This window comes from Bradyrhizobium sp. SZCCHNS1022 (assembly GCF_032484835.1).
Taxonomy (GTDB): domain Bacteria; phylum Pseudomonadota; class Alphaproteobacteria; order Rhizobiales; family Xanthobacteraceae; genus Bradyrhizobium.
The window spans coordinates 277,400-289,658 of the sequence record NZ_JAUETT010000002.1 but is presented as its reverse complement, the minus strand read 5'-3'; the positions used below and the strand labels follow the sequence as shown (position 1 = coordinate 289,658).

General features: G+C 64.7%; 13 protein-coding genes and 1 tRNA gene. 3 read left to right on the top strand and 11 right to left on the bottom strand.

Annotation, left to right across the window (positions count from 1 at the left end; translation table 11 throughout):
* The 9 genes from nuoG to QX071_RS14820 all read right to left on the bottom strand — a co-directional run bounded on the left by nuoG (position 1) and on the right by QX071_RS14820 (position 8,083).
* Positions 1 to 2,070 carry an NADH-quinone oxidoreductase subunit NuoG gene (gene nuoG, locus QX071_RS14860; protein WP_315703460.1) on the bottom strand — a complete coding sequence of 690 codons (2,070 nt, stop codon included), beginning with the start codon at positions 2,068 to 2,070 and terminating at the stop codon, positions 1 to 3.
* Between the two features lie 96 nt (positions 2,071 to 2,166).
* On the bottom strand, positions 2,167 to 3,492 hold the full coding sequence (gene nuoF, locus QX071_RS14855) for an NADH-quinone oxidoreductase subunit NuoF (RefSeq protein WP_315703459.1): 1,326 nt from the start codon (positions 3,490 to 3,492) through the stop codon (positions 2,167 to 2,169).
* A gap of 22 nt (positions 3,493 to 3,514) precedes the next feature.
* Entirely contained in the window at positions 3,515 to 3,727 is a 213-nt protein-coding gene (locus tag QX071_RS14850; protein ID WP_315703458.1) for a hypothetical protein, read from the bottom strand.
* Positions 3,724 to 4,335, bottom strand: a complete 612-nt coding sequence (gene nuoE / locus QX071_RS14845; RefSeq protein WP_315703457.1) for an NADH-quinone oxidoreductase subunit NuoE — start codon at positions 4,333 to 4,335, stop codon at positions 3,724 to 3,726. Before nuoE ends, QX071_RS14850 begins: the two co-directional genes overlap by 4 nt.
* A gap of 14 nt (positions 4,336 to 4,349) precedes the next feature.
* Positions 4,350 to 5,309, bottom strand: coding sequence for an FkbM family methyltransferase (locus QX071_RS14840; protein WP_315704259.1), 960 nt, complete (start codon positions 5,307 to 5,309; stop codon positions 4,350 to 4,352).
* Positions 5,309 to 6,505 (bottom strand): NADH-quinone oxidoreductase subunit D, encoded by a 1,197-nt coding sequence (locus tag QX071_RS14835; protein ID WP_315703456.1) that lies wholly within the window; start codon positions 6,503 to 6,505, stop codon positions 5,309 to 5,311. Before QX071_RS14835 ends, QX071_RS14840 begins: the two co-directional genes overlap by 1 nt.
* Positions 6,506 to 6,519: 14 nt before the next feature.
* Entirely contained in the window at positions 6,520 to 7,125 is a 606-nt protein-coding gene (locus QX071_RS14830) for an NADH-quinone oxidoreductase subunit C (RefSeq protein ID WP_315703455.1), read from the bottom strand.
* 11 nt (positions 7,126 to 7,136) lie between these two features.
* Complete coding sequence (locus QX071_RS14825) at positions 7,137 to 7,721, bottom strand: NADH-quinone oxidoreductase subunit B family protein (protein ID WP_315704258.1); 585 nt, start codon at positions 7,719 to 7,721, stop codon at positions 7,137 to 7,139.
* Positions 7,718 to 8,083, bottom strand: coding sequence for an NADH-quinone oxidoreductase subunit A (locus tag QX071_RS14820; protein WP_315703454.1), 366 nt, complete (start codon positions 8,081 to 8,083; stop codon positions 7,718 to 7,720). The genes QX071_RS14825 and QX071_RS14820 overlap by 4 nt, the downstream gene beginning before the upstream one ends.
* 615 nt (positions 8,084 to 8,698) lie before the next feature.
* Here QX071_RS14820 and QX071_RS14815 point away from each other — a divergent pair.
* Positions 8,699 to 8,896: a hypothetical protein gene (locus tag QX071_RS14815; RefSeq protein WP_315703453.1), complete on the top strand. Its 198-nt coding sequence runs from the start codon at positions 8,699 to 8,701 to the stop codon at positions 8,894 to 8,896.
* A 202-nt stretch (positions 8,897 to 9,098) separates the two neighbouring features.
* Here QX071_RS14815 and QX071_RS14810 read toward each other — a convergent pair.
* A tRNA-Asp gene (locus QX071_RS14810) sits at positions 9,099 to 9,175 on the bottom strand.
* Between the two features lie 345 nt (positions 9,176 to 9,520).
* On the opposite strand from QX071_RS14810, the gene pepT reads away from it, so the two are divergent.
* Together pepT and QX071_RS14800 are read left to right on the top strand one after the other, a co-directional pair.
* Complete coding sequence (pepT, locus tag QX071_RS14805) at positions 9,521 to 10,777, top strand: peptidase T (protein WP_315703452.1); 1,257 nt, start codon at positions 9,521 to 9,523, stop codon at positions 10,775 to 10,777.
* Positions 10,778 to 10,869: 92 nt separating this feature from the next.
* Positions 10,870 to 11,031 (top strand): hypothetical protein, encoded by a 162-nt coding sequence (locus QX071_RS14800; protein ID WP_315703451.1) that lies wholly within the window; start codon positions 10,870 to 10,872, stop codon positions 11,029 to 11,031.
* A 50-nt stretch (positions 11,032 to 11,081) separates the two neighbouring features.
* Here QX071_RS14800 and QX071_RS14795 read toward each other — a convergent pair whose 3' ends face one another.
* On the bottom strand, positions 11,082 to 12,101 hold the full coding sequence (locus QX071_RS14795; RefSeq protein WP_315703450.1) for an FUSC family protein: 1,020 nt from the start codon (positions 12,099 to 12,101) through the stop codon (positions 11,082 to 11,084).
* Positions 12,102 to 12,259 lie beyond the last annotated feature (158 nt).

Genomic DNA, 12,259 nt, shown 5'->3' with positions numbered 1-12,259 from the left:
TTACTCCGCTGCCACGAGCACGCGCCCCGCGGCGAGACGGGAGCATTCCGCCATCACCGCCGAAGCCCGCGCGATCGGGTTGGTCAGATAGAAGTCTTGGACCAGAGGCTTGAACGCCGCCTTTTCCAGGCTGCCGCCCTTGCCTGCCAGGGTCTTGATATCAGCAATCAGGCCCGATTCGATCTGATCGATGCGAGCGAGACGGGGCACCGCCTTGAAGATCGCAGCGCGCAGCGCCGCCAGCGAGTCGTAAGGCAGCTTCTTGGCCAGCGCGTCCGACAGCGCGCGGATGATCGCCCAGTCCTCGCGCGCCTCACCCGGCGGAAATGACGCCCGGCCCGTCATCTGGACCCGGCCTTCCGTGTTGACGTAGATGGCGGATTTCTCGGTGTAGGCCGCGCCAGGCAGGATGACGTCGGCGCGATGCGCCCCGCGGTCGCCATGCGTTCCGACATAGACCGTGAACACGCCTTCGGGCACATCGACCTCATCGGCCCCGAGCAGGAACAGCACGTCCATCGTGCCGAAAGTCGTCATCTGGGCCACCGTCAGGCCGGTGCCGACGAAGCCGATGTCGAGCGCGCCGACGCGCGAAGCGGTGTCGTGCAGCACCGCGAACCCATTCCAATCGTCCCGCACGGCATTGGCATCGAGCGCCAGCTTCGCCGCCTGCGCCAGAATCGCTGCGCCGTCATGGCGCGCGGCAGCGCCGGCGCCGACCAGCACGATCGGGTTCTTGGCGTTCTTGAGGACGGAGGCAAAGGAGTGCTTGCCGGAGATGACACTGCTCAAGGAATCGGTGCCGGCGCCGATATGCTCGTAAGGATAGGTGAGATCGGCCTGCGGGCCGATCAGGCCGACCTTGAGCTGGCCGGAACGCCAGCGCTTGCGGATGCGCGCATTGAGCACTGCGGCTTCCTTGCGCGGGTTGGCGCCGACGATCAGGATCGCATCGGCCTGCTCGATGCCGGCGATGGTCGGATTGAAAATATAGGACGCGCGGCCCGCTTTCGGATCGAAGCTGTCGCCGCCCTGCACGGCGACGTTGGTCGAACCGAGCTTGGCAAGCAGCTCCTTCAGCGCGAACATCTCTTCGACCGCGGCAAGATCGCCGGCGATGGCGCCGATCCGCTTGCCGTCGATACGCGCAAGCTTGCTGGCGATCGCGTTGAAGGCCTCCGGCCAGGTCGCCGCGCGCAGCTTGCCGCCCTCGCGGACATAGGGCCGATCGAGACGCTGGGTGCGCAGCCCGTCGACGACATGGCGCGCCTTGTCGGAGATCCACTCCTCGTTCACGGCATCGTTGATACGCGGCAGGATCCGCATCACCTCGCGGCCGCGGGTGTCGACGCGGATCGCCGAGCCGAGCCCGTCCATCACGTCGATCGACTGGGTCTTGCCGAGCTCCCAGGGACGCGCCGCAAAAGCATAGGGCTTCGACGTCAGCGCGCCGACCGGGCAAATGTCGACCAGATTGCCCTGCAGCTCGGAGCTCAGCGCCTGCTCCAGATAGGTCGTGATCTCCATGTCCTCGCCACGGCCGATCGCGCCCATCTCCGGCACGCCGCACACTTCCGCCGAGAAGCGGACGCAGCGCGTGCACTGGATGCAGCGGTTCATCGAGGTCTTGACCAGCGCGCCGAGATATTTGTCCTCGACTGCGCGCTTGTTCTCGGCGAAGCGGCTGGTGTCGACACCATAGCCCATCGCTTGGTCCTGCAGGTCGCACTCGCCGCCCTGGTCGCAGATCGGACAGTCCAGCGGATGGTTGATGAGAAGGAACTCCATCACGCCTTCGCGCGCCTTCTTCACCATCGGCGAACGGGTGGAAACCTCCGGCGGCTCGCCGTTTGGCCCTGGACGGCAGTCGCGCACGCCCCAGGCGCAGCTCGCGACCGGCTTCGGGCCGCCCTTCACCTCGACCAGGCACATGCGGCAATTGCCGGCGATCGACAGCCGCTCGTGGTAACAGAAGCGCGGGATTTCAGCGCCAGCCGCCTCGCATGCCTGAAGCAACGTGTACTCCGGCGGAACATCGATCTCTTTGCCGTCGATGATGATCTTGGTCATCGCCTCACATCTCTCTCAATGCGTGTACGCGCGGGCCGCGCGCCTGTGCGGCGCGGTGCGCGTACGAATGTTCTGCTGCGGCTCCGCGTACATCGCCTACTCCGCAGCGACCATCTGCTCGGGGTCGCGCACGCCGACGTCGTCGATATCAGCCTTATGCGAATACTGGTCGATCCGCGCCTCGATCTCGTGCCGGAAATGGGCGATCAGGCCCTGGATCGGCCAGGCCGCGGCATCGCCGAGCGCGCAGATGGTGTGGCCCTCGATCTGCTTGGTGACCTCCAGCAGCATGTCGATCTCGCGCTTGTGCGCGCGGCCCTCGGCCATGCGCGTCAGCACCCGCCACATCCAGCCTGTGCCTTCGCGGCACGGCGTGCACTGGCCGCAGCTCTCATGCTTGTAGAAATAGGAGATGCGCGCGATCGCGCGGATCAGGTCGGTCGACTTGTCCATCACGATCACGGCGGCGGTGCCGAGGCCCGAGCGCAGCTTGGAGAGGCTGTCGAAGTCCATCGGCGTGTCGATGATCTGCTCGGCCGGCACCATGCGCACCGACGAGCCGCCGGGAATGACGGCCTTCAGATTGTCCCAGCCGCCGCGGATGCCGCCGCAATGCTTCTCGATCAGCTCGCGGAACGGAATGCCCATCGCCTCTTCGACGTTGCAGGGGCGCTCGACATGGCCGGAGATGCAGAACAGCTTGGTGCCGACATTGTTCGGGCGGCCGATCCCGGCGAACCAAGCTGCGCCGCGGCGCAGGATGGTCGGCGCCACCGCGATCGACTCGACATTATTCACCGTGGTCGGGCAGCCATAGAGGCCGACATTGGCCGGGAATGGCGGCTTCAGCCGCGGCTGTCCCTTCTTACCCTCCAGGCTTTCCAGCAGCGCCGTCTCCTCGCCGCAGATATAGGCGCCGGCGCCGTGCGCGACGTAGAGATCGAACGGCCAGCCATGGATGTTGTTCTTGCCGATCAGGTTGGCCTCATAGGCCTGGTCGATCGCCGCCTGCAGCCGCTCGCGCTCGCGAATGAATTCGCCGCGCACATAGATGTAGCAGGCATGCGCGCCCATCGCGAAGCTCGCGATCAGGCAGCCCTCCACCAGATGATGCGGATCGTGCCGCATGATCTCGCGGTCCTTGCAGGTGCCCGGCTCGGACTCGTCGGCGTTGACCACCAGATAGCTCGGCCGGCCGTCCTTCGATTCCTTCGGCATGAAGGACCACTTCAAGCCGGTCGGGAAGCCGGCGCCGCCGCGTCCGCGCAGGCCGGAGGCTTTCATCTCGTTGATGATCCAATCGCGGCCCTTCTCGATCAGCGCCTTGGTGCCGTCCCAGCTGCCGCGTCGGCGTGCGCCTTCGAGCCCCCAGTCCTGGAGGCCGTAGAGGTTGGTGAAGATGCGGTCCTTGTCGGCGAGCATGATCAGACAGCTTCCTCAAATATCAGCGGTTGGATTGCATGTAGGCGAGGCCGGCGGCGCAGCCGCCGAACACAACAACCCACAGCAGGCTGGTTTCAAGCGATGCGTTGAGCACGAAGCGCTGCAGCGCGAACATGAAGACGGCGGCGGTCCCCGTGTGCAGGGCAATGGTGCGCCAGCTCTTCATCGCGCCGTTCCCCGCTTCGGCTGAGCGTGATGTCGGAAGACGGCTCATGTCGTCTCCTTCAGCGTGGTCGGACCGCCCGCCGGGGCCGAGAACTGCCGCCCGTTCTGCGGTCCTGGCTGCGGCGGATTGCCGGTCGCGAAGCCGTCCAGCACCTTGCCGAAGCTCTCGGGCGTCAGATCCTCGTAGGTATCCTTCCAGATCTGCACCATCGGCGCGTTCACGCAGGCACCGAGGCACTCGACCTCCTCCCAGCTGAAGTCGCCGTCCTTGGAGACGTGGAAAGGATCGTGATGGATGCGGTGCTTGCAGACTTCGATCAGCTCTTCGGCGCCGCGCAGCCGGCACGGCGTGGTACCGCAGACCTGAACGTGCGCCTTCTTGCCGACCGGCTGCAGCTGGAACATCGTGTAGAAGGTCGCGATCTCCAGCATGCGGATGTAGGGCATGTCGAGCATGTCGGCGACGGCGCGGATCGCCGCTTCCGAGACCCAGCCCTCGTTCTGCTCCTGCGCCCGCCACAGGATCGCGATCGCAGCCGAAGCCTGCCGGCCTTCGGGATATTTCGCGATCTGGGCCTTGGCGAATGCAAGGTTCTCGTCCGTGAACGTGAAGCTCTCGGGCTGCAATTCCTTGGGGGCAAGACGGCGGACGGACATGGCGCTTCAGTCTTTCATTGCATGCGGCGCGCAGCACCGGCATTGAGCGCATCGATGCGCTCCTGCCAGAAGGCGCTCGCGGTGCCGAACACGTTGTAGCCAACGTGGGTGGAAACCTTGATGCGGTCGAGAATCGAGAGCTCCCTGACCGTCTCGAGCCGGCCGCTATCGGGATCATAGACGATCAGCTGCAGCGGCGTCTGATCGAGGATGTAGCGCGACACCGTGTGGTTGCGGTCTTGGCCGTGCTCCTCGCACAGAATCATGCTGTCGGTGGCGAGCAGCCGCGCGCCGCCCTTGATCGCCTCGATCTCGACGCCCTCGACGTCGAGCTTGATCAGGTACTTGCCCGAGGCTGCGATCTTGCCGTCGTCGATGAGATCATCGAGCGCGATCACCGGTACCTGCTCGCCGCCGCCGGCATGGCCGGCGATGCTGAACGCCTCGTGCTTGGTGCCGGTGAGGTTTGCCGTCCCGCGCGCGGCGCCGATCGCACACGGCATCACCTCGAAACGGTCGCCGTTGACGCGGGCATTGTTGGCGAGCTTGGCGAAGTTCTTAGACGATGGCTCGATCGCGATCACCCGATGAGACCCGAACGGCGCGCTCGACACCAGGACCGACCAGTAGCCGTAATTGGCGCCGCAATCGATGAAGGTGTAGTCGACGTCGACAGCGCCTAGAAACAACAGTTCGAGCTCGTCCTCGTAAGTGTAGGACCGGTTGAGCAGCTTGCTCCAATAGCCATCGCCATAGGGAAACTCGAACACCGCGTCCGAGTTGAGCTTCATGGCGATGTTGCGCTCGGGCAGCGTCTTGCGCAGGAGATTGGCGCAGGAATTGTAGCCGCGATGCGAGAAATGCGAGGAGATCTTCGAGCCGGTCGCCAGCGCCAGCGCAGCCGTGCGTTCCCACAGATTCGCTCCATCGAGCGCTCCTGAGGCACGATCGAACTGGATCGGCGCAGGACCCATCACCGATCGACCTCTCCGAACACGATGTCGAGCGAGCCGAGAATGGCCGAGACGTCGGCGAGCAGATGCCCGCGGCAGATGAAATCCATCGCCTGCAGATGGGCAAAGCCCGGCGCGCGGATCTTGCACTTGTAGGGCTTGTTGCTGCCGTCCGAGACCAGGAACACGCCGAACTCGCCCTTCGGCGCTTCGACCGCGACATAGACCTCGCCGGCCGGCACGTGCACGCCCTCGGTGTAGAGCTTGAAATGATGGATCAGCGCTTCCATCGACCGCTTCATCTCGCCGCGGCGCGGCGGCGAGATCTTGTTGTCGGTGATCAGCACCGGCCCCTGCCCGTCCGGCGCGCGCAATTTCGCGATGCACTGCTTCATGATGCGCACGGACTGCCGCATCTCTTCCATGCGGATCAGATAGCGGTCGTAGCAGTCGCCGTTCTTGCCGATCGGGATGTCGAAATCCATCTCGGCATAGCATTCATAGGGCTGCGCCTTGCGCAGGTCCCAGGCCGCGCCCGAACCTCGCACCATGACGCCGGAGAAGCCCCATTCCCAGGCCTGCTTCAGGCTCACCACGCCGATATCGACGTTGCGCTGCTTGAAGATGCGGTTGCCAGTGAGCAGACGGTCGAGATCGTCGACCACCTTGAGGAACGGATCGCACCAGGCATCGATGTCGTCGATCAGCTTCGGCGGCAGGTCCTGATGCACGCCGCCGATGCGGAAATAGGCCGCGTGCATGCGCGAGCCGGAGGCGCGCTCATAGAACACCATCAGCTTCTCGCGCTCTTCGAACCCCCACAGCGGCGGGGTCAGCGCGCCGACGTCCATCGCCTGGGTCGTGACGTTCAACAGGTGCGACAGGATACGGCCGATCTCGCAATAGAGCACGCGGATCAATTGCCCGCGGCGCGGCACCTCGATGCCGAGCAACTTCTCCGCCGCAAGGCAGAAGGCATGCTCCTGATTCATCGGCGCGACGTAGTCGAGCCGGTCGAAATAGGGAATCGCCTGCAGGTAGGTCTTGGCCTCGATCAGCTTCTCGGTGCCGCGGTGCAGAAGGCCGATATGCGGATCGACGCGCTCGACCACCTCGCCGTCGAGTTCGAGCACCAAGCGCAGCACGCCGTGCGCGGCCGGATGCTGCGGCCCGAAATTGATGGTGAAGTTGCGAAGGGCGGGGCTCTGCTCATTCATGCTCGCACTCCCACTCACTTCGTTGCCTTCTCGTCGCCCGGCAGCGGATAGTCCGCACCTTCCCAGGGCGACAGGAAATCGAACTTGCGGAATTCCTGATTGAGCCGCACCGGCTCGTAGATCACCCGCTTCTCCGCGTCGTCGTAGCGGACCTCGACGAAGCCGGTCATCGGGAAGTCCTTGCGCAGCGGATGGCCGTCGAAGCCGTAATCCGTCAGCAGCCGGCGCATGTCGGGATGGCCGATGAAGATCACGCCGTAGAGGTCGTAGGCCTCGCGCTCGAACCAGTCGGCACCCGGGAACACTTCGATGATCGAAGGCACCTGCGTGGTCTCATCGGCCTGCGCCTTGAGGCGGATGCGGGCGTTCAGCGTCGGCGACAGCAGATGATAGACCACGTCGAAACGCTTCTCGCGCTCGGGATAGTCGACCGCGGTGACGTCGGTGAGGTTGACGAAGCGGCAGGCGGGATCGTCGCGCAGATAGGTCACGACCTCGACGATCCGGCTCGGCTCCACATCGATTGTGAGCTGATTGAACGCGATCGAATGTCCCGTCGCCGCGCCCGGGAGCGCGCTAACGATCGTCTGCCCAAGGGCGTCGAGCTTGCCGTCGTCCATGCGAAAAACCTTCAGCGTTCGATCGTGCCGGTGCGCCGGATCTTCTTCTGCAGGAGCAGAACACCATAGAGCAGCGCTTCCGCGGTCGGCGGGCACCCGGGCACGTAGATGTCGATGGGAACGATGCGATCGCAGCCGCGGACCACCGAATACGAATAGTGATAGTAGCCCCCGCCATTGGCGCAGGAGCCCATCGAGATGACGTAGCGTGGCTCAGGCATCTGATCGTAGACCTTGCGCAGCGCCGGCGCCATCTTGTTGGTCAAGGTGCCCGCGACGATCATCACGTCGGACTGGCGCGGCGAAGCGCGCGGCGCAAAGCCGAAGCGCTCCACATCGTAGCGCGGCATCGAGACCTGCATCATCTCGACCGCGCAGCAGGCCAAGCCGAACGTCATCCACATCAACGACCCGGTGCGGGCCCAGGTGATGAGGTCGTCAGCGGCAGCAACGAAAAATCCCTTGTCCGACAGCTCGTGGTTGACCTCGATGAAATACGGGTCGTTGGCACCAATCGGCTTGCCGGTCGCGGGATCGAGAATGCCCTTGGGGGCCGGAGCGATCACCGGCCCGGTTCCGGACGTGGTCGGGCTCAATCCCATTCAAGCGCGCCTTTCTTCCACTCGTAGGCAAACCCGACCGTCAGCACGGCCAGGAACACCAGCATCGACCAGAAGCCGGTGGCGCCGAGCTTGCCGAAGGCCACCGCCCACGGGAACAGAAAAGCCACTTCGAGGTCGAAGATGATGAAAAGGATGGCAACCAGGTAGAAGCGAACGTCGAACTTCATCCGGGCGTCATCGAATGCATTGAAACCGCATTCATAGGCCGACAGCTTTTCCGGATCCGGCTGCTGGAAGGCCACCAGGAACGGGGCGATCAACAGCGCCAGCCCGATCAGGGTCGCGACACCTATGAACACGACAAGAGGAAGATAATTCTGGAGGATGCCGGTCATCGGCGTGACTTTCCTCTGCGGTTTTCGGGACCGGACCGCAGACTCGCTGCATTGGAATTGTTCTGAGCCTTAGCGCAGCGCACCAAGCCGCGCAAGACAAGCTATCTTGACGCCGTCATGCCTTCCCCACATTGCGGCTCGCCCACACGATCCAGCTACGACAGACGGCCCGGCCACGTGTCTCGCGCAACGCGGCACGCAGCATCAACTGCAACCGGAAGGCCCTCGACACTGGAGCGGGCGAGTGCCCCGTCCTCCAAGGGCTGACAAGTGCCGAGGCCACGTTGCTACTGGATGCTAGGCACCCCAATCGGCTGAGGACTGCGCCAGATCGGGGATCGATGATGGTCCGCGGAGGGGCGCTCAAAAGCCAGCCCGTCCACGACGGGGAGTAACGTGGTAGCGGCGGACGCGCAATCAAGATCGGCGCGGATTACAAACCGGCCCCGCTCTGCCCGCGGCTTGCGGCCGCCGCGCGTGGCTGTCCGCGACCGCCTGTGACGAATTGGAAAGGCAGATGAAATCATTTTGAGGGAGCGAAGAAACCGGTTCGAAACAAGCGGGCGGTAAGTGTCTAGCCAATAAATCGGCGCTGCGAGACGCCGGGAGGCTGAGATGAACCACTCCATCCATTCCGCCGATCGTGCGACCCACCTGAAGATCGTGGTGGTGGCGCTGGTGGCGGCCGTCGCGGTGACCGCGTTCGGCATCGCCGCCCGTTCCACCGTCGACGACAGCCAGACCGCCGCCCATGTCATCAAGGCCGGCAAGCCGGTCGTGATCACCAGCTCGGAGAGCGCGATGATGCGCTAAGCGCCCGGCGCACGGCGCACGGCATCAGATTCGCAACAAGAGATTCGCAAAATGGCCGCCGCTCGGGCGGCCTTTTTCATGCCTGACCGCTTCCAACATTGAAGCCGAGGCGGCACAGCGGACGCGCAAAGGCCAGCGCCAAACAGCGTTCGCGCACAAACGAGACGACAGGACGGATGGGATTGCTAAGCCATTGAAAACATGGCGCGAGAGACGGGGCTCGAACCCGCGACCTCCGGCGTGACAGGCCGGCGCTCTAACCAACTGAGCTACTCCCGCGCGATCGCGAAACCCCGCGGAGAGCCGGGACTTAAAGGGGCGATCTATCGAAGTCAAGGACAATGACACGCCCTGTGGGAAGCTTGCCCAACCTGGCGTCCCGCACGCGCCGGAAGCCGGTCAGCCAGGTCCCCAATCGTCCGGAACGCGCGCCGCCTCCCTTGCTTGAGGCGAACCGGTTCCGGTCGCGGCAGCAAGAAGATCGCCTTCCGCGCCGCCCGGGAGCCTGCCGGACCGATCTGGCGGAGCCCCGCTTCCACCAGGACCCAAGTGTCTCAGCGACATACCGGCCAGCCGACTGCTATACCGCCAGCCCCGCTCCCTTTCACTCCGCCGTGGTTCAGCATGCCCAGTCCTTCCCTCGCCTTCACCCACACCGTCACCGAACGCCTGCTGCGTTATGTCGTGATCGACACCCAGTCCGACCCGAACTCGCCGACCTGCCCGTCCACGGCGAAGCAAAAGGATCTCGGGCGCGTGCTCGCCGCCGAATTGCAGGCGATGGGGCTCGCCGATGCCCATCTCGACGCACACGGCTATGTCTATGCGACCATCCCCGCCAACACCGACAAGCGCGTTCCGGTGATCTGCTTCTGCTCGCATATGGACACCGCTCCGGACTGCACCGGCGCCAACGTCAAGCCGCAGCTCGTGCGCAACTACCAGGGCGCCGACATCGTGCTGCCGGGCGATCCGAGCCAGGTGATCCGCGCCGCCGATCATCCAGCGCTCAAGGACCAGATCGGCCATGACATCATCACCACCGACGGCACCACGCTGCTCGGCGCCGACAACAAGGCCGGGATCGCCGAGATCATGGATGCGGCCCATTTCCTGGTGAACAATCCGCAGGTGAAGCACGGCACCATCAAGATCCTGTTCACGCCGGACGAGGAAATCGGCCGCGGCGTCGACAAGGTCGACCTGAAGAAGCTCGGAGCCGATTTCGGCTACACCATGGACGGCGAGACCGCCGGCACCGTCGAGGACGAGACCTTCTCCGCCGACGGGGCCAGCATCACCATCACCGGCGTCAGCGCCCATCCCGGCTTCGCCAAGGGCAAGATGGAGCACGCGATCAAGATCGCCGCCGACATCGTCGCGCGCCTGCCGAAAGAGACCTGCTCGCCCGAGACGACCGAGGGCAAGGAGGGCTTCCTGCATCCGGTCGCCATTTCCGGCGCGCTCGAACAGGCGCGGCTGGACTTCATCGTGCGCGACTTCACCACGGAGGGCCTCAAGCAGAAGGAGGCGCTGCTCGAGGACATCGTCAGAGGCGTGATGAAGGACTATCCGCGCTCGAGCTACCGGATGGAGATCAAGGAGCAGTATCGCAACATGAAGGAGGTGATCGATCGCCATCCCGAGATCGTCACCTATGCCGAAGACGCGATCCGGCGCGCCGGGCTCGAACCTGTCCGGACGTCGATCCGCGGCGGCACCGACGGTTCGCGGCTGTCCTTCATGGGACTGCCCTGCCCCAACATCTTCGCCGGCGAGCACGCCTTCCACTCCCGCCAGGAATGGGTCAGCGTGCAAGACATGGAGAAAGCGGTCCAGACCATCGTCCATCTGGCGATGATCTGGGAAGAGCGGGCCTGAGCGGAAGCCGGCGCCAGCTCGCGCCGCGGCAGAAGTCGAAGCCGGAACTATCACGTCCTCCGCGTTGTTGCCTCAACAACGCGGAGAACATCATGCCCAAGGAGAGTGACCTCGAGGGACCGCAGGACATGGGCGGCAAGCACGGCGGCCAGGCTGGCATGCCGAAACCAACGGAGCGGCCCGATCCACGCAAGACCGAGCGGTCCGGCGACGTCCCCGAACAGGAAGGGTCGAAGAAAGCAGACCGGACCTGAGCCGTTTGTCGTGGCAATGAGAAGGGTCGGGACCGTTCCCGATCAGCGGATCAGCGTCGGCGCGCAGTCCTGATCCGCTCCCGGCTTGCAGCCGCCAGCAGGAAAGACAGGCAGGCCGCGAGCGCAACAAGGCTGCCGACAATGTTGTCCGCTGTCCGCGCCCCGGCCGCCCAGCGCGCAGCCTCCGGGAAGACAAGCTCCGTCACGACGACGAAGAGCGGCGTCAGAAACACGACGAACAGCGTGTAATTGACCGCGCGCAAGGCAATCGTGGCCGTCGCCAGCGGGAGCACCAGCCAGATCAATGCCGTCGGCTGGCTCAGCTTCGCGCTGACCAGGAAGGCGACAGCGCCGCCAAAGATGCTGCCGAGCACACGTTCCAGCGTGCGCGGCCAGGAAGTCCGCGCATCCATGTTGGTGACGACAACGGCAGCCATGGTCGCCCATTGCGGAAACAGCAACGAGGCGCCATGTGCGGCCATGTAAGTGATGAGGACGGTTGCCCCTGATAGGCCGGCATGGGCCATCGATCCCTTGCGCCAGCCGTGACTTCGCTGATGAGCTGAATTTGTCGCCAGCGAGTTCGTCGTCAGGTCGGCCTTTTCCAGCACATGCAGGCTGGCCATTCGCAGCAGCAGTGCGAGACCGCCGCTACAAACAAAAGCCATCGCGACGCCGGGAGCATCGGAAATTCGGGCCGGTTGCTCGGCGGCAACGACCGCCACGACGGCGGTCAGCACGCCGACATTCGCCATCCCGGGCCACAGCGAGCCGAGATAGATGCAGAGCGAGACAAGCGCAGCTATCATGATCCCGGTGCCGACCGACCCCGGCACGGCACTGGCGGCCACGAGCACGGCTATGAATGTGCCGGAGAGCACGAAGATCGCCATGGCACACAGCCGCGATCTGGGCGCGGCGCGGTTGTCGGCCAGGCATGTCCAGAACGCGGCATAGGCTCCCCAAGCCGCTTGAGGCTCGGGCGACACGAGCGCCAGGACGACCATCAACGTCACCGCAAGCCCGCCGGACGCGCCGTCGAGCAGCGCGAACTCGCCGGGCCGGATCAAGAAGCCTCGCCGGTGCAAGAACCGCACGGCTTGCCGTGTCCGAGTGCGTGTGCGCCCGCGCCATGACCGGCGGCTGGCTCGCCGTGTCAGCGACGTCTGAAGAGAGGCCATGGTCGTTCTCGATCCGGGTTCCGGTGGACCATGTAGCCTTGACGGCA

What these genes read in the sequence shown, in the direction of transcription:
- nuoG (WP_315703460.1), bottom strand. Translation starts at nt 2,070, where the DNA reads ATGACCAAGATCATCATCGACGGCAAAGAGATCGATGTTCCGCCGGAG.
- nuoF (WP_315703459.1), bottom strand. Translation starts at nt 3,492, where the DNA reads ATGCTCGCCGACAAGGACCGCATCTTCACCAACCTCTACGGCCTCCAG.
- QX071_RS14850 (WP_315703458.1), bottom strand. Translation starts at nt 3,727, where the DNA reads ATGAGCCGTCTTCCGACATCACGCTCAGCCGAAGCGGGGAACGGCGCG.
- nuoE (WP_315703457.1), bottom strand. Translation starts at nt 4,335, where the DNA reads ATGTCCGTCCGCCGTCTTGCCCCCAAGGAATTGCAGCCCGAGAGCTTC.
- QX071_RS14840 (WP_315704259.1), bottom strand. Translation starts at nt 5,309, where the DNA reads ATGGGTCCTGCGCCGATCCAGTTCGATCGTGCCTCAGGAGCGCTCGAT.
- QX071_RS14835 (WP_315703456.1), bottom strand. Translation starts at nt 6,505, where the DNA reads ATGAATGAGCAGAGCCCCGCCCTTCGCAACTTCACCATCAATTTCGGG.
- QX071_RS14830 (WP_315703455.1), bottom strand. Translation starts at nt 7,125, where the DNA reads ATGGACGACGGCAAGCTCGACGCCCTTGGGCAGACGATCGTTAGCGCG.
- QX071_RS14820 (WP_315703454.1), bottom strand. Translation starts at nt 8,083, where the DNA reads ATGACCGGCATCCTCCAGAATTATCTTCCTCTTGTCGTGTTCATAGGT.
- QX071_RS14815 (WP_315703453.1), top strand. Translation starts at nt 8,699, where the DNA reads ATGAACCACTCCATCCATTCCGCCGATCGTGCGACCCACCTGAAGATC.
- pepT (WP_315703452.1), top strand. Translation starts at nt 9,521, where the DNA reads ATGCCCAGTCCTTCCCTCGCCTTCACCCACACCGTCACCGAACGCCTG.
- QX071_RS14800 (WP_315703451.1), top strand. Translation starts at nt 10,870, where the DNA reads ATGCCCAAGGAGAGTGACCTCGAGGGACCGCAGGACATGGGCGGCAAG.